This is a genomic window from Streptomyces sp. NPDC051207 (assembly GCF_040682395.1).
GTDB lineage: Bacteria > Actinomycetota > Actinomycetes > Streptomycetales > Streptomycetaceae > Streptomyces.
The window spans coordinates 14,840-39,733 of the sequence record NZ_JBFBAX010000027.1 but is presented as its reverse complement, the minus strand read 5'-3'; the positions used below and the strand labels follow the sequence as shown (position 1 = coordinate 39,733).

The following is a 24,894-nucleotide window of genomic DNA, read 5'->3' as shown; positions in this document are numbered from 1 at the left end:
CCCTCGCGCGGCACCTTCCTGGGGAAGCGAGGGCACGGGTGGGCACCGACACCGTGCGGGCGGGGGAAGCCGACGGGGCCCGCGCGCGGCGGCGCGAGCAGCGCGGCTGGTACTTCTACGACTGGGCGTGCTCCGTCTATTCGACGAGCGTGCTCACCGTGTTCCTGGGCCCCTATCTGACGTCGGTCGCCGAGTCGGCGGCGGACGCGGACGGGTTCGTGCATCCACTGGGGATCCCGGTGCGCGCCGGTTCCTTCTTCGCGTACTCGGTGTCCCTGTCGGTGATCCTCGCGGTGCTGGCGATGCCGCTGGTGGGCGCCGCCGCCGACCGCACCGGCCGCAAGAAGCCCCTGTTGGGCTGCGCCGCCTATGTGGGGGCGGCGGCGACGGCGGGCATGTTCTTCCTCGGCGGCGAGCGCTACCTGCTGGGCGGCGCCCTGCTGATCGTCGCCAACGCGGCCCAGTCCGTCGCCATGATGCTCTGCAACTCCTACCTGCCGCAGATCGCGGGCCCCGAGGAGCGCGACGCGGTGTCCTCGCGCGGCTGGGCCTTCGGGTACGCGGCGGGCGCCCTGGTCCTCGTCGCCAATCTGGTCCTCTACACCGCGCACGACAGCTTCGGGCTCTCGGAGGGCGAGGCGGTCCGGATCTGCCTGGCGTCGGCCGGGCTGTGGTGGGGCGCCTTCACCGTCATTCCCCTGCGCAGGCTGCGCGACCGGCGGACCGCCGCGCGGGACTCCACGCCGGGCCTGCCCGGCTTCGCACAGCTCGCCGCCACGCTCCGGGACATGCGCCGGCACCCCCTGACGCTGTCGTTCCTGTTGGCGTACCTCGTCTACAACGACGGCATCCAGACGGTGATCTCCCAGGCCTCGGTCTACGGCTCGAAGGAGCTGGGGCTCGGCCAGTCCACGTTGATCGTGGCCGTCCTGCTGGTCCAGGTGCTGGCGGTGGCGGGCGCGCTTGCGCTCGGCCGGCTGGCGCGGACCTACGGGGCGAAGCGCACGATCCTCGGCTCGCTGGTCGCGTGGACGGTGACGCTGGCGGCCGGTTACTTCCTGCCGGCGGGTGAACCGGTGTGGTTCTTCGTGCTGGCCGCCGGCATCGGGCTCGTCCTCGGCGGCAGCCAGGCGCTGTCCCGCTCCCTGTTCTCCCACCTCGTGCCGCCGGGGAAGGAGGCCGAGTACTTCTCGGCGTACGAGATCAGTGACCGCGGGATGAGCTGGCTGGGGCCACTGCTGTTCGGGCTCACCTACCAGCTGACCGGGAGTTACCGGGAGGCGATCATCTCCCTGGTGGCGTTCTTCGTGCTCGGTTTCGCGCTGCTCGCGCGGGTGCCGGTGCGGCGGGCGATCGGCGACGCGGGCAATCCCGTACCCGAGAGGATTTAGCACTCGGAGCGAAAGGGCTGTAGTGTACGCGTTTGGCCTGCCTGCCGTACCGTTACTGCGCGTCAAAGGTGCCGGAACGCTGGGTCACATGTGCTAGCAGATGTGACAAACCGGGCGCTGGTGGGTACAACAAGGGGCGGCTACGACGGCGACGCATGACCCGGAACGGGAATCTTTACCGCCGACCGGACGTTGACCGGATGACGACGACAGCGACACCTGTCCTGTGGGCGACAAGCCCGGGAGGCACGATTCATGAGTGAGCGAGCTCTTCGCGGCACGCGCCTCGTGGTGACCAGCTACGAGACGGACCGCGGCATCGACCTGGCCCCGCGCCAGGCCGTGGAGTACGCATGCGAGAAGGGGCACCGCTTCGAGATGCCCTTCTCGGTGGAGGCGGAGATCCCGCCGGAGTGGGAGTGCAAGGTCTGCGGGGCCCAGGCACTCCTCGTGGACGGCGACGGTCCGGAAGAGAAGAAGGCCAAGCCCGCGCGTACGCATTGGGACATGCTGATGGAGCGCCGTACCCGTGAGGAGCTCGAAGAGGTCCTCGAGGAGCGGCTGGCCGTTCTGCGGTCCGGCGCGATGAACATCGCGGTGCATCCGCGGGACAGCCGCAAGAGCGCGTAATCCCCGCAAGGGCTCGGGCGACTGTTTCCCCACACGTGGTGAACCGCGGGCGCCGTACGTCAGCTGACGTACGGCGCCCGCGGTTTTTCCGTTCCTCAGTGCGTGAGCGGCGGGCGCGGCTGCTCGCGCGGGGTGTCGCCGGGCTCGTCCCGGACGACCTCGCCGGGGACGACCTTGCCGTCGGGGCGGTGCATACGGGCCTGCCGGAAGGCGTCCCCCAGGCCGCCGCCCTGCGAGGCCTCGCGGAGCTTGCGTTCGAAGGTGCGCTCGGCGTACCGGCTCACCGCCTTCTGGACGGGCGGCAGAAGCATGACCAGGCCCAGGGCGTCGGAGATCACGCCGGGCAGGATCAGGAGCAGGCCGCCCAGCATCGTCAGGCCGTTGCCCTCGCTGTTCGGCCGGGCCGTGGGCGGCACGCCGCCCTGCTGCTGTTGCAGCGTCTCGGTGAGGTTCTGGAAGGCCCGCCGCCCGGCCCGCTTGATCACCCCGGAGCCGAGGACGAAGCCCGCCACCAGGATCAGGAAGACCACCAGCCCGCTCGACGCGCCGGCGATCACCGTCAGCAGCCAGACCTCCAGGACGAGCCACGCGGCGGCACCCAGCGGCAGGAGCGTACGCAGCCGGGAGCGCCGGGGCCGGGCCGGATACCTGGGGGTCTGAGCGCCAGTCGTCATGCGTCCAGTGTGCCTGGGACCGGCTCAGCGCGGGATAAGGGAACGGCCCAGGCCGCCACCGCCGCCCATGCCGCCACGGTTCCTCAGGGTCGCCCGGGCTCGGCGGGCTTCTCGGCGGCCTCGGCTGCGGGCTTGGTGGCGGCAGGCTTGGCCGCGGGCTTCTCGCCCCGGCCCACCACCTTGCCGACCCGCTCCCCCACGCCCCACGCCGTGACCCGCCACAGCGCCTCCACCAGGATGTCCCGGCTCATCTTGGAGTCGCCGTGCTCGCGCTCCACGAAGGTGATGGGCACCTCGACCACGTGGTACCCGGCCTTGACCGCGCGGCGGGCCAGGTCGACCTGGAAGCAGTAGCCCTGCGAGGCGACGTCGTCGAGGCCGAGCCCTTCCAGCGTCTCGCGGCGGAAGGCGCGGTAGCCGCCGGTGATGTCGCGCAGCGGCAGATCGAGGGCCAGGCGCGAGTAGAGACTCCCGCCGCGGGAGATGACCTCGCGGGACTTGGGCCAGTTCACCACCCGCCCGCCGGGCACCCAGCGGGAGCCGAGCACCAGGTCGGCGCCCTTGAGCGCGGTGAGCAGGCGGGGCAGCTCCTCGGGCTGGTGGGAGCCGTCGGCGTCCATCTCGACCAGCACGCCGTAGCCGTGCTCCAGACCCCAGTGGAAGCCCGCGAGGTAGGCGGCGCCGAGGCCCTCCTTGCCCTTGCGGTGCAGCACCTGCACGTGGTCGTCCCGGGCGGCCAGTTCGTCGGCGAGCTTGCCCGTGCCGTCGGGGCTGTTGTCGTCGGCCACCAGGACGTGCGCCTCGGGGACGGCCTTGCGCACCCGGCCGACGATGGCCTTGATGTTCTCGGCCTCGTTGTAGGTCGGGATGATCACCAACGCCGTGCCGAGCGGGCCGAACTGCCTCTCCTGGGCTCCTGCCGCAGGAGTCCCGTCGCCGTCGTTCACTACTGCCCCTTCATGTCCGTACGCAGGGGACCACCATAGTGGGCCCGGCCTGCGCGGACGCGACGGCACGGACGTCCGGCGGTGTGGATTCGGCCGGAGCGGGGTAGGCACTCGGGTTCCGGCGACGGACGCGGGGCCCGCACGAGGTCACCCGGACGCGTCCGGGGGGGGCCGCCGTACGGCGGACGGGGGCCCGGCGCCCTTCGGGCCGGCCCGGGACCCGCTGGCTGTGGATCGACCGAAAGCCGTTGTCTACTGAGCGCCCGGGCCCCGCCCGCGTCACACCTCCCGACCGGTTGGAAGGTCCTCGTCGCCGTGCCTGCGCTGAGCCTGGCTCCCAGTGGCGGTGTCCCGGTGCGGCACACCGTCCGTGACCCAGCGGCGCCGGGACGCGTGCGCGGAGGTTCCCCGGTCGGGCGTCCGGTGGTGGACCCGACCTACCGGCCCCGGGCCGCCGCCTGTCAACAGTCGCTTGACCTGCGCCTCGCCGCTCGACGGCCTGGTCGGCGCGGAGGATGCGCAGGTCGCGCGACGAGGGCCCGGCAGCCGTCCGGCGGCCGGGCGGCCCGGCAGATCACTCGCCCGGCCGTACGAACACCGTCCGGCCGCCCACCACGGTGCGCAGGCAGACAGGCAGGTCCCGGCCGGGCGTGAGGTCCGGCAGGCCGGGGGTGCCCGAGCGCGGGTCGGTGGACCAGCGCGCGACGCGGTCGTCGGGGGCCTGCACGACCAGCTCGCCGGTGCGCCACACGGCGTAGTCCGCGGGCGCGCCCGGTACCAGGACACCCGCGTCGTCCCGTCCGGCCGCCCGCCAGCCGCCCCGCGTATGCGCGGTGAACGCGGCGCGCACGGACACCCGGTGCTCGGGCGTGCGGTGGAAGGCGGCGGCGCGCACGGTGCCCCACGGGTCCAGCGGGGTGACCGGGCTGTCGGAGCCGAGCGCGAGCGGGACACCGGCCTTCAGCAGGGCCGCGAAGGGGTTCAGGGTGCGGGCCCGCTCGACGCCGAGGCGCTGGGCGTACATGCCGTCCTCGCCGCCCCACAGCGCGTCGAAGGCGGGCTGCACGGAGGCGGTGAGGCCGAGTTCGGCGAAGGCGGCGATGGTCTCGGGGGTGAGCATCTCGACGTGCTCGACGCGGTGCCGGGCGGCGCGGACACGGGCGAGGCCCACCTTGTCGGCGGCGGCGCGCATGCCCTCCACGACGGCGGTCACGGCGGCGTCGCCGATCGCGTGGAACCCGGCCTGGAGGCCCGCCTCGGTGCAGGCGACGACGTGGGCGGCGACGGCGGCGGCGTCCAGGTAGGCGGTGCCGGTGTGGCCCGCGTCGGCGTACGGGTGGTGCAGGCAGGCGGTGTGCGAGCCGAGGGCGCCGTCCACGAAGAGGTCTCCCGCGGCGCCGGCCGCGCCCAGCTCACGGGCCCGGGCGATGCCCTCCTCGCCGGGTTCGGCCCAGTAGCCGACGACCCGCGGCCCCGGCTCCTCGGCGGCCAGTCGCAGCAGGCCCGCCAGGTCGTCCTCGGAGGAGATCTCGGGCCCCGCGCACTCGTGAAGGGTGCCGATGCCGAGGGAGGCGGCGTGCGCGAGGGCCGTGCGCTGGGCCTCGGCGCGCTGCCCGGGGGTGATCGCGGCGAAGGCGGCGGCGCGGACGGCGTGGTGTGCGTCGGCGGTGAGCGGGCCGTCCTCGCGGGTGAGGTCGCGGAAGCCGCCGGAACATCTGGAAGCTAGGTCCAGCAGGGCGGTGGTGACGACCGCGGAGTGCACGTCGATGCGGCTGAGGTAGAGGGGCCGGCCTCCGGTGGCCGCGTCGAGCTCGGCCCGGGTCGGCGGCTGCCCGCCGGGCCAGCGCGAGGCGTCCCAGCCGTGCCCGAGCAGGACCCGGTCTGCGGGGCGGGCGGCGGCGAACGCGCGCACGAGGTCGAGGGCCTCCTCGCGGGTGGCGGCGCCGGTCAGGTCGAGGCCGGTGAGGGCCAGGCCGGTGGAGGTCGTGTGCACGTGGGCGTCGGTGAACGCGGGCGTGACGAGCGCCCCGTCGAGGTCGATCACCTGGTCCACGCCGCCCGCGAAGGCGTCGGCGGCGCCTTCCGAGCCGACCCAGGCGACCTGACCGCGCTCCACGACCATCGCGGTCGCGAAGGGGTCGGCGGGGCTGTGGACTTCTCCGCGGCGGAGCAGGACGGTCTTGGGCGGGGCGGTGCGTTCACTCATGACGCACAGTGTCGCGCCTGACGCCCCGGCCGCCGCACGCAGGTCGGGTCTGCGCCGGGCACGCGCCCCGGCACGTGGGCCCGGTCCCGCGCCGGGCGCGCGCCCGACACACAGCAGTCGGACTCCCGGCGATCGAACCCGCACCAGTCGGACACCCGGCAATCAGGCACACGGCGGTCGGGCCCGGCGACCGGACGCGCATCGGCCCGGCACCCGCCCGTCACACCCGCGGCGGCCTGGCCTCGTACGGGGTCGACAGGACGACCGTCGTCCGGGTCGACACCCCCGCCAGGGACCGCAGCCGGGCCAGCAGTTCCTCCAGTTCGTGCGGCGTGGCGACCCGCACCTTGAGGATGTAGTTCTCGTCGCCCGCGACGCTGTGGCACGCCTCGATCTCCGGGACCCCGGCGAGCCGTTCGGCGATGTCGTCGGGGGCGCTGGGGTCGAACGGTTTCACCGAGATGAAGGCGGTGAGGGGCAGCCCGACGGCCTCGGGGTCGACGACGGCGGCATAGCCGCGGATGACGCCCCGCTGTTCCAGGCGGCGCACCCGCTGGTGCACGGCCGACGTGGACAGGCCCGTGGCCTTGCCCAGGTCTGTGTAGCTCATCCGCCCGTCCTTGACGAGCAGCTGCACGATCCGACGGTCCAGCTCCTCCATGGCGCAAGAACCTACAGGGGCTTGATCTCCTGGGATACCTGAGCGGCCAGGTCATACCCGGTTCGTGATGTGACCGGCGGCCCGCCCGGAATCGCGCCGCGCCGGGCACCTGCGGTTGACATGTGACGAACACCACAGGCCGGGAACCGTCTCCGTGATGTTCTCGTGATTACCCGGGAGAGCGGACGGGAAGTGCTTGCTGTGGTCGAGGCCGCAGTGCCTTCACGGCCCAGCCCGAGGGGGAGAATCCCATGCAGAGTCTCAAGCGCTCTGGACGTACTACGCCCAAGCGTCAGCAGCCGCTCGTCGATCCCGAGCCGGAGGGCGTCGAACCCGACGCCTACGACGACGAGGAACTCGACGCGTACGACACGTTCGAGATGTTCCGGGTCATCTGCCCGGACTGCGCGCAGCCCATCGCCCTGCTGGCGGACGAGGAGGTCCTGCCGGAGCACGCGCTGTGCGCCTCGCCGTGGAACCCGTTCGGCCTCACGGTCTGCGCCGGTACGGGCCGCAGGGCCGCCGAGGCCCGGCCCGCGGACGAGTCCGTCGAGCCGCAGGAGCAGGACACGGCCCTGCTGCTGACGCTTCCGCACGGTCTCGACTGGCGCAAGCAGCCCTTCTCGCACGTCGGCGGACCGGGCTCGCGCCCGATGCGCGTGCCGACGATGCGCCGCCACGCCGCCTGAGACACCCGGCCGAAGCCGCCTGATCTCTTCTCGCGGGGATCGACGGCGCGTCAACGGACGACTGACGCGCCGTCACCGCATCCGCGCAGCGGTGAACTCGCACGCGATGAAGTCACACACGATTTCCGTCGGCCGGTGACCTGGCCGCCCGGCGTCGCGTTGCCCGGGTATGACCCACACACATGCGGCAGCCGGGCGTCCGCGCCGCGTGTACGTCCCGCCGCCCGCAGCAGCGGTCCCGCTCGGCCCTGCGCGGCTTCCGGACCCGCCGATCCACCGCGACCTGATGCGCGCTGGGCCGACCGCGGCCGCGCGTTGCCGGGGCGCCACGACCCGGAGTGGGTGCGGCTCGCGGCGCCCCCGCGCGGCCTCGGTCGGTTCAGCGGGTCTCTGGACCCACCAGGTGACGGGCGATGACCATCCGCTGGATCTGGTTGGTGCCCTCCACGATCTGCAGCACCTTGGCCTCGCGCATGTAGCGCTCGGCCGGGAAGTCGGCGGTGTAGCCGTAGCCGCCGAGGATCTGCACGGCGTCCGTGGTGACCTGCATGGCCGTGTCCGTGCAGTGCAGCTTGGCCATGGCCGCCTGCTTGGAGAAGGGCCGCCCGGCGTCGCGCAGCCGCGCCGCCGCGAGGTACAGCGCGCGGCCCGCCTCGATCCGGGTCGCCATGTCGGCGAGCATGAAGCGCAGCCCCTGGAAGTCGGCGATGGGCCGGTTGAACTGCCGGCGCTCGGTGGCGTACGCGGCGGCCTCGTCCAGGGCCGCCTGGGCCAGGCCGATCGCGCAGGCCGCGATGCCGAGCCGGCCGGAGTCCAGCGCGGACAGGGCGATCGTGAACCCCTGCCCCTCTTCGCCGAGGCGCCGGTCGTCGCGGACCCGTACGCCGTCGAAGTGGACCTGCGCGGTGGGCGAGCCCTTCAAGCCCATCTTCTTCTCCGGCGCGGCGGCGCTCAGTCCCTCCGCGTCGCCGGGCACCAGGAACGCCGTGATGCCGCGGTGGCCGTCTTCGCCGGTGCGGGCCATGACGGTGTAGAAGTCGGCTGTGCCGCCGTGCGTGATCCAGGCCTTGGTGCCCGTGATGACCCACTCGTCGCCGTCCCGGACGGCCCTGGTGCGCAGGGAGGCGGCGTCCGAACCGGAGGACGGCTCGGAGAGGCAGTAGGCGCCGAGCAGACCGCCGCCGAGCATCGCGGGCAGGTGCTCGACCTGCTGCTGCTTGGTGCCGTAGGCGGCGAGCCCGTAGGAGGCGAGGGTGTGGACGCTGGCGCCGAGGCCGACGGTGAGGCGGGCGGCGGCGAGTTCCTCCAGGACCTGCAGGTAGACCTCGTACGGCTGGTCGCCGCCGCCGTACTCGGAGTCGTAGGGCAGGCCGAGCAGGCCGGACTCGGAGAGCAGGGTGAAGACCTCGCGCGGGAAGCGGCCCGCTTCCTCCTCCTCGGCGGCCTTCGGGGCGATCTCGCGCTGGGCGATGTCGCGGACCAGTGACATCAGGTCCCGGGCCTCGTCCGTGGGCAGTTGCCGGTCCACCGGCTGCGGGGCGCGGTCGGGCATGGCGACGCTCTCCTCCCTGTCGGGCACATCGACGGATGCGCCTTGGGTGGGGCCGCTCCGCCAGTCGTTCCAAAGCTCGGCCGAGGTTCCGCCTCCGGGTCTCGGAAGCGGCTGACCAGCGGCTGTGCGCTGAGTATGCCCGATCACAGGCCGCCAGTCACCAGTTAACGACCGCTTACTTCACGATATCGCCTGCCGCGCCGCGGAGCCACTGCGCGGGCGTCGCCTCACGCCTCCCGGCGGGCCGGCTGCGGGGCCGGGTGGACGGGGTCCAGTTCCTCGACGGCGCGCAGGGTGCCGCCGAGCATCCTGACCATCAGGTCGCTCATGGTCTCGCGGGTGAGCCCGGGGCGGTCGATCCAGTCCAGGGTGGCGCCCTCGACGGCGCACACCCAGCCGAGCAGGCCCATGCGTGCCACCGGCGCGATGTCGCGGCGGCCGTACGCCCCTTCGGCGACGGTGGTGACGATCGTTTCCCGCACGCCGTCCCGGATGGCGTGCACCTCGGTGTCGAAGCCGACGCCGCCGCTGACGATCGCGCGGTAGGCGGCCTGGTTGTGCTCGGCGTAGCGCAGGTAGCTGTCGATGGTGCGGTGCACCCGCTGCGCAGGGGGCAGGTCGACGCCGCTCGCCGCGAGGGTGACCAGGGCGGCGACCGCGTCCTGGATGATCGCCAGGTAGTAGCCGCGCTTGGACTGGAAGTAGTAGTAGATCAGTCCCTTGGCGACCTGCGCCTGCCGGGCGATGTCGTCCATCGAGAGCGCGTCGTAGGACGTGTCGGCGAACAACTTCCGCCCGATGGCGATGAGTTCGGCACGACGGGTCGCGGAACGCCCGGTGCCGCGGGCCCGGTGGGGACGCGCGGCACCTTGTTGACTGATATTCACTTTCGACCCTGGTCTTCAACGGGCGGCGGGACACCCGCAGTATGGCAGACCGGCGTCTTCTGCTTGTTCGACGCGGATTCGACAGATCGGGCGCGCGTGCGGCCGGACCGGGCCGAGCCGGATGATCAGAGCAGGCCGAGCTGGGTGACGAGCATGGCGAGGACGACCACGAGGACCCACCCCATGGCGTGCTCGAGGATCTGCGGGCCGTCGTCCTTGGGGCCGCCGGTACGGACACGGACGGCTGCGGCTGCGTTCGCGGTCATGGTCTCTCGCTGATGGTCGGTGCGGAGTGGATTCCCCCCAGGGACTGTCCACTTTGCCATTCGGGGCGGCCTTTGCGGCGGAGACGTTGGTCACATGACACAGGGCCCCGGCGCACCGGGGCCCTGTGGTGCCGACCGGGCTCAGCGCACGCCCACCGCGGCGAGCGCCTCGCGCTGGCGCGAGGTCGGGCGCGCCGGGAAGTACAGGTAGCAGACGCCGCCCGTGCCGGAGACGACCTTGCCGCTGGCGTTGTACCGCTTGGTCCGCAGCCAGATGTTCTCGAACTCGCGCCGCTGGTAGACGCGCCGCACCGCCTCGTTGCTGGGCGACGCCGGGTCGTTGGCGATCACGTCGCCGTCCGGGGTGAAGCCGATCACCGTCATCAGGTGCCCGGAGGTTCCGTAGCCCGCCCCGGTCAGCTCCTCCGCACGGAAGGACTGGGACGTTATGGCCGGGATGCCCGCCGCGATCAGGGTCTCCAGGTCGGTGAGCGAGCCGAGCCGGGTGACGAGGCCCTGGATGCCGTCGAACGTGGCCGCGTAGGCGGCGTTGAACGGCCAGTTCCCGCAGCCGGCGTACTGGTAGTCGTAGGTGTACCGGGCCGCGTGGCACACCTGCGGGTCGGCGAAGGACGGGTCGACCCAGGCCAGCTGCTCGGGGGTGAGCCGGCCGCCCCAGTACTCGATGACCATCTGGGAGGAGGTGGGGCTGCACCAGGCCTCGCCGCCGTTGTCGTACTCCGGGTACTGGCCCGCGTGGATCTCCTGCGAGTAGCGCGGTACGGCCAGTTCCCGGGCGACGCCGGGCGTGGAGGCCGGGACGGTGAAGCGGTCCGGGACGTCGGAGCCCATCGCGCCGACCCGCCACACGGTGGGCGTGAGCGTGGTGCCCGGCTTGCGGTAGAGGGTGAGCCGCAGCCGGTAGGAGACCAGGCGCAGCCCGGAGGCCGCGTTGTCCACGGCGAAGGTGTCCGTCCAGATGCTGCTCTTGCCGTCGCCCTGGTCGTCGACCGAGGCCCGCCGGATGTCCTTGTCACCCGCCGCCCAGCGGCCCATCACGTACCAGGGCGTGTCCGTGCCGTCGGAGTAGGTGCCCTTCAGCTCGACCTGGAGCCAGGTCCCCTCGGGCGTGTGGGCGTTCCAGGAGGCGACGGCCTCGGTGGCGGGGACGGCGAGCCGGTGGACGGGCGAGGTCCAGGTGGCGTACTCCCAGGCGGCGGTGGTGCCGGTGTGCGGGTCGGTGTGGTCGACGGTTCCGGCGGGGGTGCCGATGGCGACGCCCGGCCGGGCGCCGGCGACGACGCGGGTACCTCTGGCGGTTCCGCCGCGCCAGTCGAGGCACGACGTCCAGGCCCGGTTGTCGATGGGGTGCGTCGGCGCCGCGCCCGGGTCGGCGGCGTCGGCGCCCGTGTCGGCGACCGCGGTGCCCGTGCCGGTGGCGACCGCCACGGCGAGGGCGGCGGCCAACACGGCTCTGCGGGACGGCTGTTCGGCTCTGCTCATGGGCGGTAGACCCCCAGGGTGTCCGAGTCGGGCGGGTCCGTAGCACGGCTGTGCGCCAACTATGGACGCCCGCCGCCGGGTCGGGCCAGCACTTCGGCCCATGCCGCGCCGAGCAATATTGGCCTCTACCAGTGGCATGACCTGCCGCGCGGCACCCCCGGGGAACCCGCGCCCCGCCCCGCGGCCGCCGTTACAGTGCTGGGGTCCCTCGTCCGCCCGCGCCCCACCCCAGGGAGCGCCCCGTCCCAGGAATCCGCCATTGACGCTCTCGCCTCCCGGATCCGCCGCCTCCCGCCGTCCTGCGGGCCGGTCCGCCTGATCGGCGTCGACGGGCACGCCGGCTCCGGGAAGTCCACGTTCGCCGGGCAGTTGGCCGCGGCGCTGGACGGCGCCCCGGTGCTGCATCTCGACGACGTCGCCAGCCACGACGAGCTGTTCGGCTGGACGGAACGACTGCGGGAACAGGTGATCGAGCCGCTCGGCCGCGGCGAGAGCGCGCACTACGCCCCCTACGACTGGCGGGCCCGCCGCTTCGGTCCGCCCCGCGCGCTGCCCCCGGCGCCGGTGGTCCTCGTGGAGGGCGTCGGCGCCGGCCGCCGCGCACTGCGCCCGCGTCTGGCGTTGCTGCTGTGGATGGAGATGCCGCGCGGGGAGGCGTGGCGGCGCGGGCGGGAACGGGACGGCGAGGAGCAGCGGGAGTTCTGGGACGGGTGGGTCGAGGCGGAGCGCCGGCATTTCGCCCGGGACCCCTCCCGGCCGTTCGCGGACCTCCTGGTGCGGCAGGGAAAACAGGGTTACGAGGTGCTCCCGGGCCCGCTGAGCACACCTGCCGCGGACCAGTTCTTCACTCACCGTGACGAGCCGGGCCCGATGTGGTGAAATCGTGAAGACCCCGTCCGGGGGAACTTCCCCGACTGCCTCAACTCGGCTTGACCGACGGGCCGTACAGGTCTTACGTTCTCAATGTGCGGTCTTTCGAGGGCCGCCGACAGACGCGAAGCCCCCGGTTGTTCCCCCGTGACCGGGGGCTTCGTTCTGTCCTCTTCCCCTTCCAGGCGCCTTTTCCGGACGTCGAAGGACCCCGGACGCTCACCCTCGGTCACCACCCGGCGTGCGCCCCATGTGCTCCCACCTCGCCGAACGGCCCGGGCGGCACCCTTCGGCAGGGTGTCACCACGCGGGTACGATGCCCTCGGTGCGATCTACCGGACAGCTGCTCGCGCACCTGCAACTCCGTTCCGCAGCACAGTGGTTCGACCAAAGGCGGCCCTCGGGCGACAGCTCGGCGGCATACCGACGGGGGCACGGTTCGTGGGGGACGTGATGGACTTCGGCACCCAGGGCCCCGAGGGCCCGGCCGACCGCGCCTGGCTCAGAGGCGTGGACGCCTACACCATGGGCGCGTATCCGCAGGCCGAGGAGGAGTTCCGGACGGCGGTACGGCTGGACCCGGCGATGGCGGACGGCTGGCTCGGACTGCACGCCCTGCGCGTCGACACGACGACCGCGCTGCTGCGGATGCACCGGCACCGGGACCGCTTCGGGGAGCAGCGCGCCCGGCACCGCCGCGCCCTCAACTCCTGGTACTGGCTGGGCTGGTGGGTGCAGCCCGTCCTGGAGAGCCCGCGGGACCTGCTGCTCGCGCACGCCTCGCACTGGCTGGACGGCCGGCACGTACCGGAGCTGGACCGGGCCCTCGCGGGTCTGCCGCCCGTCGACACCGACCCGCAGGTCCGCTTCCTGCACGCCTGCCGCGCCTATCTCGTCAAGGACTGGGAACAGCTCGTCCGGCACACCGACCCGCTCCTGGACGACCCGCTGCTCGGCATCGAGGCGGGCCTGTTCGGCGGCATGGCCCGGGTGCGCCTGGAGATGTACGGACAGGCCGAACCGCTGCTGGCGGCGGCCCTGATGCGCTGCCGCAGCGAGCAGCCGCAGCGCAAGGAGCTGCGCTACTGGCTGGCCCGCGCCCACGAGGGCACCGGCCGGTCGGCCGCGGCCCTCCCGCTGTACCGGGCGGTGCACCGCGTCGACCCGGCGTTCATGGACACCTCCGCCCGCCTCGCGGCGATCTCCGAGGGCGACGGGTACGACGACTCCGCCGACCTCGCGGCCATCACGCTGTCCGGTGCCGGACAGGACATCGTGGACGGCCCCGACGTCCTCGACCCGCTGTACGGCACCGAGGGGCGCGACCTCAAGCTGGACCCCGAACCGCCGCCCTCCGCTCCCCCGCCGTCGGTGGCGGACCGCGCGGCGCGCGAGAAGACCGGCACCGCCGCGCAGTCCCTCCCGTCGGGACCCACCGACCCGGAACTGCTGGAGGCGGCGCTCGCCGAGCTGGAGCGCATGGTCGGCCTGGATCCCGTCAAACGCCAGGTCAAGGCGCTCTCGGCGCAGCTGAACATGGCCAGGCTGCGCGCCGGGCAGGGCCTGCCGGTGCAGCCGCCCAAGCGGCACTTCGTCTTCTCCGGCCCCTCCGGCACCGGCAAGACCACGGTGGCCCGCATCCTGGGCCGGGTCTTCTACGCCCTCGGCCTGCTCGGCGGCGACCATCTCGTGGAGGCGCAGCGGGCCGACCTGGTCGGCGAGTACCTCGGGCAGACGGCCGTGAAGGCCAACGAGCTGATCGACTCCGCGCTCGGCGGGGTCCTCTTCGTCGACGAGGCGTACTCGCTGTCCAACTCCGGGTACGGCAAGGGCGACGCCTACGGGGACGAGGCGCTGCAGGTGCTGCTGAAGCGGGCCGAGGACAACCGGGACCACCTCGTGGTGATCCTCGCCGGGTACCCGGAGGGCATGGACCGGCTGCTCGCCGCCAACCCGGGGCTGTCCTCCCGCTTCACGACGCGCGTCGACTTCCCCTCGTACCGTCCGGCGGAGCTCACGGAGATCGGCAAGGTCCTCGCCGCGGAGAACGGGGACGTGTGGGACGAGGAGGCGCTGGAGGAGCTGCGGGCGCTGGCCGGGCACGTCGTCGACCAGGGCTGGATCGACGAGCTGGGGAACGGGCGGTTCCTGCGGACGCTGTACGAGAAGAGCTGCGCCTACCGGGACCTGCGGCTGTCCGCGTGTCCGGGGGCACTGACCCGGGAGGACCTGGCCACCCTGCGGCTGCCGGACCTGATGCAGGCGTACGGGGAAGTGCTGTCGGGGCGGGGGCCGCAGGACCCGTCGGCTCTGTGAGGCGCCGCCCCGAGCAGCGGCGTCGGCCGGCGGGCTACGTCGTCGTGAGCACCTCCCGGTGCGCCGGGTCGCGGACCTCGCCCACCAGCAGTTCCAGGACGTCCTCCAGGGCGACCAGGCCCAGGACCTTGCCGGAGGCGTCCGTGACCTGGGCCAGGTGGGTGGCCGCCCTGCGCATGACCGTCAGGGCGTCGTCCAGGGGGAGTTCCGGTCTGAGCGTCGGCATCGGGCGCCAGACCCGCTGAGGCACCGCGTGGTCGGAGTCCTCCAGGTCGAGGACGTCCTTGACGTGCAGGTAGCCCATGAAGGCGCCGCCCTCCGCGGCGACCGGGAAGCGGGAGTACCCGGTGCGCGCGGTCAGTTCGACGATCCGGCCCGCCGTGACCGACGGGCTGACCGTGACCAGTGCCTCGCGCTTGAGCAGGACGTCCGTGACCGGGCGGGAGCCCAGCTCCAGGGCGTCCTCCAGGCGCTCCTGCTCCTCCGGGTCGAGCAGGCCGGCCTGCCCGGAGTCCTCCACCAGCCGGTTGAGCTGCTCGCTCGTGAAGACGGCCTCCACCTCGTCCTTCGGCTCGACCCGGAACAGGCGCAGGACGCCCTGGGCGCAGGCGCCGAGGGCGACCGTGACGGGCCCGCACAGGCGGGCGAAGGCGACCAGGCCCGGGCCGAGCCACAGCGCGGCCTTCTCCGGCGCCGCCATCGCCAGGTTCTTCGGGACCATCTCGCCGATGACGAGGTGGCAGAAGACGACGGTGACGAGGGCGATGACGTAACCCAGCGGGTGGATCATCGCGTGCGGCAGGTGGATCCACGCGAAGACGGGCTCCAGCAGGTGCGCCACCGTCGGTTCGGCGACCGCGCCGAGCGTCAGCGAGCAGACGGTGATGCCGAACTGGGCGGCGGCCATCATCTGCGGCAGGCGTTCCAGGCCGTGCAGGACCTGGCGGGCGCGTGCCGTGCCGAGCGGTTCGATCTGGCTGCGGCGCACGGAGACGAGCGCGAACTCGGCGCCCACGAAGAAGCCGTTGGCGAGCACGAGCAGCCCGGCGAACAGCAGTTGCAGCACGCTCAGCGGACGGCCTCCGCGGCCGGGGCGGTCGACTCCACGACGGGCGCCGTCCGCACGATCCGCACCCGCTCGGCGCGGTAGTGGCCGACCTGGCGCACCGACAGCCGCCAGCCGGGCAGTTCGGCCCGGTCGCCGACGGCCGGGATCCGCCCGAGCAGGTCGGCGACCAGGCCGGCGACCGTCTCGTACGGGCCTTCGGGAGCGGTGAGGCCGATGCGCCGCAGCACGTCGACGCGGCAGCCGCCGTCGGCGTCCCAGGCGGGTCTGCCGTCCTCGGGCGGGACGGCGGCCAGCTCGGGCAGGTCGTGCCCGTCGTGCTCGTCGCGGACCTCGCCGACGATCTCCTCGACGATGTCCTCCAGCGTGACGACGCCGGCCGTGCCGCCGTACTCGTCCACGACGACCGCGATGGGCTGCTCGCTGCGCAGCCGCGTGAGCAGTGGCCGCACGGGCAGCGTCTCGGGGACGAGGAGCGCGGGCCGGGCGATGCCGCCCACGGGGGTGCGCAGCCGTTCGCGCACCGGCACGGCGAGGGCGTCCTTGAGGTGGACCATGCCGACGATCTCGTCGATCTTCTCCCGGTAGACGGGGAAGCGGGACAGTCCGGTGGCCCGGGTCAGGTTGACGACGTCCTCGGCGGTCGCCGACGACTGCAGGGCGCTGACCTTCACCCGCGGGGTCATGACGTGCTGCGCGGTCAGCTCGGCCAGGGACAGGGTGCGCACGAACAGGTCGGCCGTGTCCTGTTCCAGGGCGCCGGCCCGGGCGGAGTGCCGGGCCAGGGACACCAGTTCGCCCGGGGTGCGGGCGGAGGCCAGTTCCTCGGCGGGCTCGAAGCCGAGGGCGCGTACCAGCCGGTTCGCGACGGCGTTGAGCCCGGCGATCACCGGGCGGAACAGGCGCGCGAAGGCGTGCTGCGGGCCGGCGACGAAGCGCGCGACCTGCATGGGCCGGGACACCGCCCAGTTCTTGGGCACGAGTTCGCCGATCACCATCTGCACGGCCGAGGCCAGCAGCATGCCGACGACGACGGCCACGCCGGGCACCGCGCCGCCGGGCACGCCGACCGCGGTGACGGGGCCGCTGAGTACGGCGGCCAGCGCCGGCTGGGCGAGCATGCCGACGACGAGGGAGGTGATGGTGATGCCGAGCTGGGTGCCGGAGAGCTGGAAGGACAGCTCCTTCAGCGACTCCACGACCCGGCGGGCGCGTCGGTCGCCGTCGGCGGCGGCCTGTTCGGCCTCGGGGCGTTCGACGGTCACCAGGCCGAACTCGGCCGCGACGAAGAAGCCGTTGGCGAGGATCAGCAGGAACGCGGCTGCCAGGAGCAGCAGGGGGGTGGTCATGATGCCGCCGCCTGAGCGCGGGCGCGGACCGGGTCCGCGCTGGGCCGGCCGGGGGCGGCGCAGGTACTGCAGGACGATCCGTCCATCGCCTGAGAGGGTCACTCCTCGGATAGCTGGGGCCCCTGGGCACCGGGCGGGCGGCAGGGGCGGAGGCGCGACGACTGCCCCTCCGCCAACAGAATATTCGACAGGGGCGCTCGCGGCAGGGTGGACGACCCCGATCGGCCCCCCGTGGAACCCCGAATGATCTCCGGGGTGGTGCGGGTCAGTCCCGAGGAGCGTCGGGACCGGCGGACCGGGCCTCGACCAGCGCCCTCAGGGCCCGTGCGTCGGCGAGGGCGCGCTCGCGGGCGATGCCCGGCTGGATGCCGAGCGCGGGCAGGCTGGTGCCGTCGCTGAGGTTCAGGAACACCCACGGGTCACCGGGCCGGAGGTTCACGGACACGATCTCCGCCCACTCCAGGCGCCGCTTGGTGGTCAGGTTGACGACGGTGACGCCGGAGTCCTCGGCGACGACCTTGGGCCGGGACAGCACCAGCATCACGCCGGCGAGCAGGGCCGCCGTGAGGACGAAGCTGGCGCGCTCTCCCGGTCCGAGCGGCTTCAGCAGCAGGCCGACGGCCGTGACGACCGCGAAGATCGCGACGGCCGCGCAGAGCATGATCGCCCGGGTCCGGGCCGGCCGGAACGTGACGGGAAGGTCGGGCAGGTCGGACATCGCGGCGCCCCTCAGAGCCGGCAGGCGTGGATGGCCGTGGTGAGAATGGCGCGGGCGCCGATCTCGTACAGGTCGTCCATGATGCGCTGCGCCTCCTGGGCGGGGACCATCGCGCGGACGGCGACCCAGCCCTCGTTGTGCAGCGGGGACACCGTCGGGGACTCCAGGCCGGGGGTCAGCGCGACGGCCTTCTCCAGCTGCTCGACCCGGCAGTCGTAGTCCATCATCACGTACGTCCGGGCCACCAGGACGCCCTGGAGGCGGCGCAGGAACTGCTGCACCTTGGGCTCGTCGGCGTCGGCGCCGGTGCGGCGGATGACCACGGCCTCGGACTTCATGATCGGCTCGCCGATGACCTCCAGGCCCGCGTTGCGCAGCGAGGTGCCGGTCTCCACGACGTCGGCGATGACCTCGGCGACGCCCAGCTCGATGGCGGTCTCGACGGCGCCGTCGAGGTGGACGACGGAGGCGTCGATGCCGTTGTCGGCGAGGTGCTTGGCGACGATGCCCTCGTAGGAGGTGGCGACCGTCATGCCGTTCAGGTCCTCGACGCCGCTCGCCGTGCCGGGCTTGGTGGCGTAGCGGAAGGTGGAGCGGGCGAAGCCGAGCGGGAGGATCTCCTCGGCGTTGGCGCCGGAGTCGATCAGCAGGTCGCGGCCGGTGATGCCGATGTCGAGGCGACCGGAGGAGACGTAGATCGCGATGTCGCGGGGGCGGAGGTAGAAGAACTCGACCTCGTTCTCCGGGTCGACGATGCGCAGTTCCTTGGACTCGCGGCGCTGCTGGTAGCCGGCCTCATGCAGCATCTCCCCCGCAGGTCCGGACAGGGAACCCTTGTTGGGGATGGCGATGCGCAGCATGAGGTCGGCTTCCTTCGCGTGGTGTGGGTGGGAACGGGTGCGGCTCAGAGGTGGGCGTAGACGTCGTCGAGGGAGATGCCGCGGGCGACCATCATCACCTGGACGTGGTACAGCAGCTGCGAGATCTCCTCGGCGGCCGCTTCCTTGCCCTCGTACTCGGCGGCCATCCAGACCTCGGCGGCCTCTTCGACGACCTTCTTGCCGATGGCGTGCACGCCCTTGTCCACCAGTTCCGCGGTGCGGGAGGTGGCGGGATCGCCGTGGGCGGCCTTGTGCTGGAGCTCGGTGAAGAGCTCCTCGAACGTCTTCTTGGACATGGTGCTGCTTACCCTACGCGCTCCCGGGGGTGTCTCAGCGCCAGGGTTCGGACACCGAACGCAGGGTGGCAGCGGTCGCCACGGCGGCCGTCACCGCCTCGTGTCCCTTGTCCTCGCTGGAGCCGGGCAGGCCGGCGCGGTCCAGGGCCTGCTCCTCCGTGTCGCAGGTCAGCACGCCGAAGCCGACGGGGACGCCGGTCTCGACGGACACCTGGGTCAGGCCCTGGGTGACGCCCTGGCACACGTACTCGAAGTGGGGGGTGCCGCCGCGGATGACGACGCCGAGGGCGACGATCGCGTCGTAGCCGCGGCCGGCGAGGACCTTGGCGACCACGGGCAGCTCGAAGCTGCCCGGGACGCGCAGCAGGGTCGGCTCGTCGATGCCGAGTTCGCGCAGGGCGCGCAGGGCGCCGTCCACCAGGCCGTCCATCACCTTGTCGTGCCACTGCGCCGCGATGACGGCGACCCTGAGGTCCCCGACGTTCTGTACGGACAGTTCCGGTGCGCCCTTGCCGCTCACGTTCTTCGTCTCCTCGGTGGCTGTGGGGTGGTGCCCTGGGTGGTGGGGTGTGCGGTCACTGGCTGCCGCAGGCAGACACGGGGGCCGCCGTGTCCAGCCAGGGCAGGTCGTGGCCCATCCGGTCCCGCTTGGTGCGCAGGTAGCGGAGGTTGTGCTCGCCGGCGCTCACCGGCATCGGCTCGCGGCCGGTGACCTTGATGCCGTGGCGGACGAGCGCGTCGGTCTTGTCGGGGTTGTTGGTCATCAGGCGCACGCCGCGCACGCCGAGGTCCCGGAGGATCTGGGCGCCCGCCGCGTAGTCCCGGGCGTCGGCGGGCAGGCCGAGCTCCAGGTTGGCGTCGAGGGTGTCGCGGCCGCGCTCCTGGAGTTCGTAGGCGCGCAGCTTGGACATCAGGCCGATGCCGCGGCCCTCGTGGCCGCGCAGGTAGACCACCACGCCCCGGCCCTCGGCCTGGATGCGGGCGAGGGAGGTGTCCAGCTGGGGGCCGCAGTCGCAGCGCTGGGAGCCGAACACGTCACCGGTGAGGCACTCGGAGTGGACCCGGACCAGGACGTCCTCGCCGTCGCCGATCTCGCCGTGCACCAGGGCGACGTGCTCGACGCCGTCGACGGTGGAGCGGTAGCCGTACGCGGTGAAGGTGCCGTGCGCGGTGGGCAGGTGGACCTCGGCCTCGCGGCGGACGGTGGGTTCGGAGCTGCGGCGGTAGGCGATCAGGTCCTCGATGGAGATGATCGTCAGGCCGTGCTTGCGGGCGAACGGCACCAGTTCGGGCAGTCGCAGCATGCGGCCGTCCTCGCCGGCGATCTCCACGATCGCGCCGGCCGGGCGCAGGCCGGCGAGCCGGGCGAGGTCGACGGCGGCCTCGGTGTGGCCGTTGCGCACGAGGACGCCGCCGGGCCGGGCGCGCAGCGGGAAGATGTGGCCGGGCCGCACGAGGTCGCCGGGTTCGGCGGTGCCGCTCGCCAGGAGCTGGAGGGTGGTGGCGCGGTCGGCGGCGGAGATGCCGGTGGTGACGCCGTGGGCGGCGGAGGCGTCGACGGAGACGGTGAACGCGGTCTTCATCGACTCGGTGTTGTCCTCGACCATCTGCGGCAGGCGCAGCCGGTCGAGTTCGTCGCCCTCCATGGGGGCGCAGATCAGGCCGCGGCACTCGCTCATCATGAACGCGACGATCTCGGGCGTGGCCTTCTCGGCGGCGACGACGAGGTCGCCCTCGTTCTCGCGGTCCTCGTCGTCGACGACCACGACCGGGCGGCCGGCCGCGATGTCGGCGATCGCCTGCTCGACCGGGTCGAGCGCGAGATCCTCGAAGCCGTCGGCGCTGTACAGGACGGGTGGGACCGGGGGTGCGGCGCGCAGCGGCTCGGCCGGGGCGGTGGCGGGAGACGGGCGGGCGGTCATGCGGGCGCTCCTTCCAGGACGGGCTGCGAGGCCTTGCGGGAGCGCAGCCACCAGTCGCGCAGGCCCCACAGGACGAGCGCACCGTAGATGACGTAGACGAAGCCGGAGAAGGCGTAGCCGTTGGCGAAGTTGAGGGGCACGCCGACCAGGTCCACGAGCAGCCAGGCGAACCAGAACTCGACCATGCCGCGCGCCTGGGCGTACATGGCGGCGATGGTGCCGACGAAGATGTAGGCGTCGGGCCAGGGGTCCCAGGACAGGGTCGGGTAGGCCTTGAACAGCAGGGCGACCGCGACCGTGCCGAGGGCGGCGGCGCCGAGCATCGCGGCGCGCTCGCGCCAGGTGGCGAACCGTACGGGGATCTGGCCGTCGCCGGAGCGGTCCTTGCCGCGGTTCCACTGCCACCAGCCCCACAGCGCGACGACGACCACGACGACCTGCTTGCCGGCGCTGCCGGTGAGGTGGCCGTAGAAGGCCGCGAAGAGGATGGCGCCGGAGAGGATCTGCACCGGCCAGGTCCACAGGGAGCGCCGCCAGCCGAGGGCGAGGGCGGTCAGGCCCAGGATGTTGCCGACCATGTCGGACCAGAGGATGCGCTGGCCGAAGAGGGTGAAGGCCTCGGAGTTGAGCCAGTTCACCGGGTCACCTCCCGGTCGCCCAGCAGCCGCTCGACGTACTTGGCGATGACGTCCACCTCGAGGTTGACCGGGTCGCCGGGCTGCTTCAGGCCGAGCGTGGTCAGGGCGAGGGTGGTGGGGATGAGGCTGACGGTGAAGAAGTCGGGGCCCGCGTCGACGACGGTGAGGCTGATGCCGTCGACGGTGATGGAGCCCTTCTCCACGACGTACCGGGCGAGGCCGGCGGGCAGGGAGATCTTGACGATCTCCCAGTGCTCGGAGGGCTTGCGCTCCAGGATCTCTCCGGTGCCGTCGACGTGGCCCTGCACGATGTGGCCGCCGAGGCGGGCGCCGACCGCGGTGGGGCGTTCGAGGTTGACCCGGGAGCCGGTGGTGAGGACGCCGAGGCTGGAGCGGTTCAGGGTCTCGGCCATGACGTCGGCGGTGAACTCGTCGCCCTCGTGGTCGACCACGGTGAGGCACACGCCGTTGACGGCGATGGAGTCGCCGTGCTTCGCGCCTTCGGTGACGACGGGGCCGCGCAGGCGGAAGCGACAGGCGTCGTCGAGTTCCTCGACGGCGGTGACCTCGCCCAGCTCTTCGACGATTCCGGTGAACACGTCCCGGGTCCTCCTGCCTCTTCGGGCACGGACTCCGGGGCTGTCGACGACGACAGGTTCCACGGACGAGAACAACGGAGGCGACGCCGGACGGAGCTCGTCCCTGGGGACGAACCGGTACGGCGGCGCGCACGGATGCTCGCCCGCCGCGCACTGCCTCCCATCCGGACTTTAACCGTCGGTCCAGGAATTTCACCTGGTCAACCGGTCACTGGAGGTGACCGGGTCGCGGACTGTAACCGCCGGTTCGGACTTTCACCGACCCCGGAGTGCGCTGCTTGTTGTGTACGCCCAGTGTGCCACGCCTGATCCACGCCCATACAAACGGGTCGTGTGGGCTGCCTCACAGGCGGTGACCCGCTCCGCTCCGTGCGTGCCGCACGGATGCAACTCCCGCCACGGCACCCGGGTTTGATTGGTCCATACCTATTGACGCACTGGTCTAGTCCTTTCTAAGGTCTGCGCAACTTCCGTGGAGAGGAACCGACTGTGCTGTCTGCCTCACGCCACCGCGCGAGACCCGCTCTGCTCGGCGCCGCGGCCGCCGTCGCGGGCCTGCTGCTCGCCGGCCTCCCGGCGAGCGTCTCGCACGCCGCCGACCAGGAGAGCTGCCGCCCCGACGGCCTGTACCGCACACCCGGCGTCGCCGTCCCGTACTGCTCGGTCTACGACGAGGCCGGGCGCGAGAAGATGGGCGCCGACCACCAGCGCCGCGTGATCGGCTACTTCACCGGCTGGCGCACCGGCAAGGACGGCACGCCCGCCTATCTGGCCCCGGACATCCCGTGGGACAAGGTCACCCACATCAACTACGCCTTCGCGCACGTCGACGGCGGCAACAGGCTGTCCGTCGGCGCGGACACCGCCGCCAACCCGGCCACCGGGATGACCTGGCCCGGCGTCGCGGGCGCCGAGATGGACCCGGCGCTGCCCTACAAGGGCCACTTCAACCTGCTGAACAAGTTCAAGAAGCAGCACCCGAACGTGAAGACGCTGATCTCGGTCGGCGGCTGGGCGGAGACCGGCGGCTACTTCGGCGCCGACGGCAAGCGCGTGGACTCGGGCGGCTTCTACGCGATGGCCACCAACGCCGACGGGTCGGTCAACCAGGCCGGCATCGACACCTTCGCGGACTCGGCCGTCGCGTTCGTCCAGAAGTACGGCTTCAACGGCGTCGACATCGACTACGAGTACCCGACGACCATGAAGGACGCGGGCAACCCGCTCGACTGGTCCTTCGCCAACGCCCGCCGGGCCGGGCTGGTCAAGGGCTACGCGGCCCTGATGAAGTCGCTGCGCGAGAGGCTCGACCGCGCGGGTGCGGCGGACGGCAGGCACTACCTGCTGTCGGTGGCGGCGCCCTCCTCGGGCTACCTGCTGCGCGGCATGGAGACCTTCCAGGTCCAGAAGTACCTGGACTTCGTCAACATCATGTCGTACGACCTGCACGGCGCGTGGAACGAGTACGTCGGCCCGAACGCCTCGCTGTTCGACGACGGCAAGGACGCCGAGCTGGCCGCGGCGGGCGTGTACACCACGTCCCAGTACGGCGGGATCGGCTACCTCAACACCGACTGGGCCTACCACTACTTCCGCGGCTCGATGCCGGCCGGCCGCATCAACATCGGACTGCCCTACTACACGCGCGGCTTCAAGAACGTCACCGGCGGCACGGACGGGCTGTGGGGCAGGGCACCGGCCACCAGCTGTCCGGCCGGCGCCGGGCTGACCAAGTGCGGCGACGGCGCCACCGGCATCGACAACCTGTGGCACGACCTCGACACCAACGGCAAGGAGTCGCCCGCCGGGTCGAACCCGATGTGGCACGCCAAGAACCTGGAGAAGGGGATCGTCGGCGACTACGTCACGAAGTACGGCTTCCCGGCCGGCACCCGGCTGACCGGCACCTACGCCCGCAAGTACGACGCGACGCTGGTCGCGCCCTGGCTGTGGAACGCCGAGAAGAAGGTGTTCCTGTCCACCGAGGACGAGCAGTCCGTGAAGGCCAAGGCCGACTACGTGGTGAACCGCGGCATCGGCGGCACGATGGTGTGGGAGCTGGCGGGCGACTACGGCTGGAACGCGGCCAAGGGGCAGTACGAGCCCGGCTCGACCCTGACCACGGCGATGTACGAGAAGTTCAAGACGGCCTCCCCGTACGGAGCCAAGCGCGCCACGACCGACCTGCCCAGTGAGGCGCTGGACATCGGTGTGGACTTCGGGCAGTTCCCGCTCGGCGACTCCAACTACCCGATCAGCCCCAAGCTGAAGATCACCAACAACACGAAGACCACGCTGCCCGGCGGCACCGAGTTCCGCTTCGACTACGGCACCTCGGCGCCCGGCAACGCCAAGGACCAGTCCGGCTGGGGCACTTCGGTCGTCCGCAGCGACCACACCGGCAGCAACGTCGGCGGCCTGAAGGGCGACTACCACCGCGTCTCGCTCAAGCTGCCGGCCTGGCAGTCGCTGGCGCCCGGCGCCTCCGCCCAGCTGGACTTCGTGTACCACCTGCCGGTGTCCACGCCGTCGAACTGGACGGTGACCTTCGGCGGGAAGACGTACGCACTGGCCGGTGACCTGGCGCGCGGCACGACCGTGGTGGAGCCGGGCGGCGGCACGGGCACCCCCTCGCCGACCCCGACCGGCGGCACGTGCGCGGACCCGGCCTGGAGCGCCGCCAAGGAGTACACCGGCTCCAGCGTCGTCTCGCACAAGGGGCACACCTGGAAGGCCCGCTGGTGGACGAAGGGCGAGGAGCCCGGCACCACCGGCGAGTGGGGCGTCTGGCAGGACCTCGGGGTCTGCTGAGCCCCGGTACCGGACCGGCCCG

23 protein-coding genes and 1 riboswitch are annotated in these 24,894 nt (G+C 72.4%); of the genes, 6 read left to right on the top strand and 17 right to left on the bottom strand.

The genetic code is table 11. The features are described from left to right. Positions 1 to 38 precede the first annotated feature (38 nt). Both AB0M97_RS23900 and AB0M97_RS23895 read left to right on the top strand, forming a co-directional pair. The gene (locus AB0M97_RS23900; RefSeq protein ID WP_365962991.1) at positions 39 to 1,391 is read left to right on the top strand and encodes an MFS transporter; all 1,353 of its coding nucleotides are present in this window, start codon (positions 39 to 41) and stop codon (positions 1,389 to 1,391) included. A 255-nt stretch (positions 1,392 to 1,646) separates the two neighbouring features. After that, the gene (locus AB0M97_RS23895) at positions 1,647 to 2,021 is read left to right on the top strand and encodes an RNA polymerase-binding protein RbpA (protein WP_003977404.1); all 375 of its coding nucleotides are present in this window, start codon (positions 1,647 to 1,649) and stop codon (positions 2,019 to 2,021) included. 95 nt (positions 2,022 to 2,116) lie between these two features. On the opposite strand, the gene fxsA is transcribed toward AB0M97_RS23895, so the two are convergent. The 4 genes from fxsA to AB0M97_RS23875 form a co-directional block, all read right to left on the bottom strand. After that, positions 2,117 to 2,695 (bottom strand): FxsA family membrane protein, encoded by a 579-nt coding sequence (fxsA, locus tag AB0M97_RS23890; protein ID WP_365962990.1) that lies wholly within the window; start codon positions 2,693 to 2,695, stop codon positions 2,117 to 2,119. A gap of 83 nt (positions 2,696 to 2,778) precedes the next feature. Next, positions 2,779 to 3,642 (bottom strand): polyprenol monophosphomannose synthase, encoded by an 864-nt coding sequence (locus AB0M97_RS23885; RefSeq protein ID WP_365962989.1) that lies wholly within the window; start codon positions 3,640 to 3,642, stop codon positions 2,779 to 2,781. A gap of 574 nt (positions 3,643 to 4,216) precedes the next feature. Continuing rightward, positions 4,217 to 5,848, bottom strand: a complete 1,632-nt coding sequence (locus AB0M97_RS23880; RefSeq protein WP_365962988.1) for an amidohydrolase — start codon at positions 5,846 to 5,848, stop codon at positions 4,217 to 4,219. 220 nt (positions 5,849 to 6,068) lie between these two features. After that, the gene (locus AB0M97_RS23875; RefSeq protein ID WP_365962987.1) at positions 6,069 to 6,509 is read right to left on the bottom strand and encodes an Lrp/AsnC family transcriptional regulator; all 441 of its coding nucleotides are present in this window, start codon (positions 6,507 to 6,509) and stop codon (positions 6,069 to 6,071) included. Positions 6,510 to 6,760: 251 nt separating this feature from the next. On the opposite strand from AB0M97_RS23875, the gene AB0M97_RS23870 reads away from it, so the two are divergent. Next, on the top strand, positions 6,761 to 7,198 hold the full coding sequence (locus AB0M97_RS23870; protein ID WP_365962986.1) for a hypothetical protein: 438 nt from the start codon (positions 6,761 to 6,763) through the stop codon (positions 7,196 to 7,198). 379 nt (positions 7,199 to 7,577) lie between these two features. Here AB0M97_RS23870 and AB0M97_RS23865 read toward each other — a convergent pair whose 3' ends face one another. From AB0M97_RS23865 to AB0M97_RS23850, 4 genes are all read right to left on the bottom strand, one after another. After that, positions 7,578 to 8,750 carry an acyl-CoA dehydrogenase family protein gene (locus tag AB0M97_RS23865; protein WP_365962985.1) on the bottom strand — a complete coding sequence of 391 codons (1,173 nt, stop codon included), beginning with the start codon at positions 8,748 to 8,750 and terminating at the stop codon, positions 7,578 to 7,580. 227 nt (positions 8,751 to 8,977) lie between these two features. Continuing rightward, positions 8,978 to 9,637, bottom strand: a complete 660-nt coding sequence (locus AB0M97_RS23860; protein WP_365962984.1) for a TetR/AcrR family transcriptional regulator — start codon at positions 9,635 to 9,637, stop codon at positions 8,978 to 8,980. 125 nt (positions 9,638 to 9,762) lie between these two features. Beyond that, positions 9,763 to 9,903 carry an SCO1431 family membrane protein gene (locus tag AB0M97_RS23855; protein WP_365962983.1) on the bottom strand — a complete coding sequence of 47 codons (141 nt, stop codon included), beginning with the start codon at positions 9,901 to 9,903 and terminating at the stop codon, positions 9,763 to 9,765. Between the two features lie 141 nt (positions 9,904 to 10,044). Further along, complete coding sequence (locus AB0M97_RS23850; protein WP_365962982.1) at positions 10,045 to 11,406, bottom strand: peptidase C39 family protein; 1,362 nt, start codon at positions 11,404 to 11,406, stop codon at positions 10,045 to 10,047. 258 nt (positions 11,407 to 11,664) lie between these two features. Between AB0M97_RS23850 and AB0M97_RS23845 the strand changes: the two genes are divergently transcribed. Both AB0M97_RS23845 and AB0M97_RS23840 read left to right on the top strand, forming a co-directional pair. Then, positions 11,665 to 12,285 carry a hypothetical protein gene (locus AB0M97_RS23845; RefSeq protein WP_365963031.1) on the top strand — a complete coding sequence of 207 codons (621 nt, stop codon included), beginning with the start codon at positions 11,665 to 11,667 and terminating at the stop codon, positions 12,283 to 12,285. Between the two features lie 444 nt (positions 12,286 to 12,729). Further along, the gene (locus tag AB0M97_RS23840; RefSeq protein ID WP_365963030.1) at positions 12,730 to 14,592 is read left to right on the top strand and encodes an AAA family ATPase; all 1,863 of its coding nucleotides are present in this window, start codon (positions 12,730 to 12,732) and stop codon (positions 14,590 to 14,592) included. Between the two features lie 34 nt (positions 14,593 to 14,626). Here AB0M97_RS23840 and AB0M97_RS23835 read toward each other — a convergent pair whose 3' ends face one another. The 9 genes from AB0M97_RS23835 to AB0M97_RS23795 form a co-directional block, all read right to left on the bottom strand. Continuing rightward, positions 14,627 to 15,664 (bottom strand): hemolysin family protein, encoded by a 1,038-nt coding sequence (locus AB0M97_RS23835; protein WP_365963029.1) that lies wholly within the window; start codon positions 15,662 to 15,664, stop codon positions 14,627 to 14,629. Further along, the gene (locus AB0M97_RS23830; protein WP_365962981.1) at positions 15,661 to 17,007 is read right to left on the bottom strand and encodes a hemolysin family protein; all 1,347 of its coding nucleotides are present in this window, start codon (positions 17,005 to 17,007) and stop codon (positions 15,661 to 15,663) included. Before AB0M97_RS23830 ends, AB0M97_RS23835 begins: the two co-directional genes overlap by 4 nt. A gap of 265 nt (positions 17,008 to 17,272) precedes the next feature. Further along, positions 17,273 to 17,725 carry a PH domain-containing protein gene (locus AB0M97_RS23825; RefSeq protein WP_365962980.1) on the bottom strand — a complete coding sequence of 151 codons (453 nt, stop codon included), beginning with the start codon at positions 17,723 to 17,725 and terminating at the stop codon, positions 17,273 to 17,275. A gap of 11 nt (positions 17,726 to 17,736) precedes the next feature. Next, positions 17,737 to 18,585, bottom strand: coding sequence for an ATP phosphoribosyltransferase (hisG, locus tag AB0M97_RS23820; RefSeq protein ID WP_365962979.1), 849 nt, complete (start codon positions 18,583 to 18,585; stop codon positions 17,737 to 17,739). Between the two features lie 44 nt (positions 18,586 to 18,629). Continuing rightward, on the bottom strand, positions 18,630 to 18,902 hold the full coding sequence (locus tag AB0M97_RS23815) for a phosphoribosyl-ATP diphosphatase (RefSeq protein WP_004990764.1): 273 nt from the start codon (positions 18,900 to 18,902) through the stop codon (positions 18,630 to 18,632). A 34-nt stretch (positions 18,903 to 18,936) separates the two neighbouring features. Further along, on the bottom strand, positions 18,937 to 19,422 hold the full coding sequence (gene ribH, locus AB0M97_RS23810) for a 6,7-dimethyl-8-ribityllumazine synthase (RefSeq protein ID WP_365962978.1): 486 nt from the start codon (positions 19,420 to 19,422) through the stop codon (positions 18,937 to 18,939). Positions 19,423 to 19,477: 55 nt separating this feature from the next. Further along, a complete protein-coding gene (locus tag AB0M97_RS23805; RefSeq protein WP_365962977.1) occupies positions 19,478 to 20,824 on the bottom strand; it encodes a bifunctional 3,4-dihydroxy-2-butanone-4-phosphate synthase/GTP cyclohydrolase II in 1,347 nt (448 codons plus the stop codon). Then, on the bottom strand, positions 20,821 to 21,462 hold the full coding sequence (locus AB0M97_RS23800; RefSeq protein WP_365962976.1) for a nicotinamide mononucleotide transporter family protein: 642 nt from the start codon (positions 21,460 to 21,462) through the stop codon (positions 20,821 to 20,823). The genes AB0M97_RS23805 and AB0M97_RS23800 overlap by 4 nt, the downstream gene beginning before the upstream one ends. After that, entirely contained in the window at positions 21,459 to 22,061 is a 603-nt protein-coding gene (locus AB0M97_RS23795; RefSeq protein WP_365962975.1) for a riboflavin synthase, read from the bottom strand. Before AB0M97_RS23795 ends, AB0M97_RS23800 begins: the two co-directional genes overlap by 4 nt. Before the next feature lie 146 nt (positions 22,062 to 22,207). Beyond that, positions 22,208 to 22,338: riboswitch (FMN riboswitch) on the bottom strand. A 212-nt stretch (positions 22,339 to 22,550) separates the two neighbouring features. Here AB0M97_RS23795 and AB0M97_RS23790 point away from each other — a divergent pair. Further along, complete coding sequence (locus AB0M97_RS23790) at positions 22,551 to 24,872, top strand: chitinase C-terminal domain-containing protein (RefSeq protein ID WP_365962973.1); 2,322 nt, start codon at positions 22,551 to 22,553, stop codon at positions 24,870 to 24,872. Positions 24,873 to 24,894 lie beyond the last annotated feature (22 nt).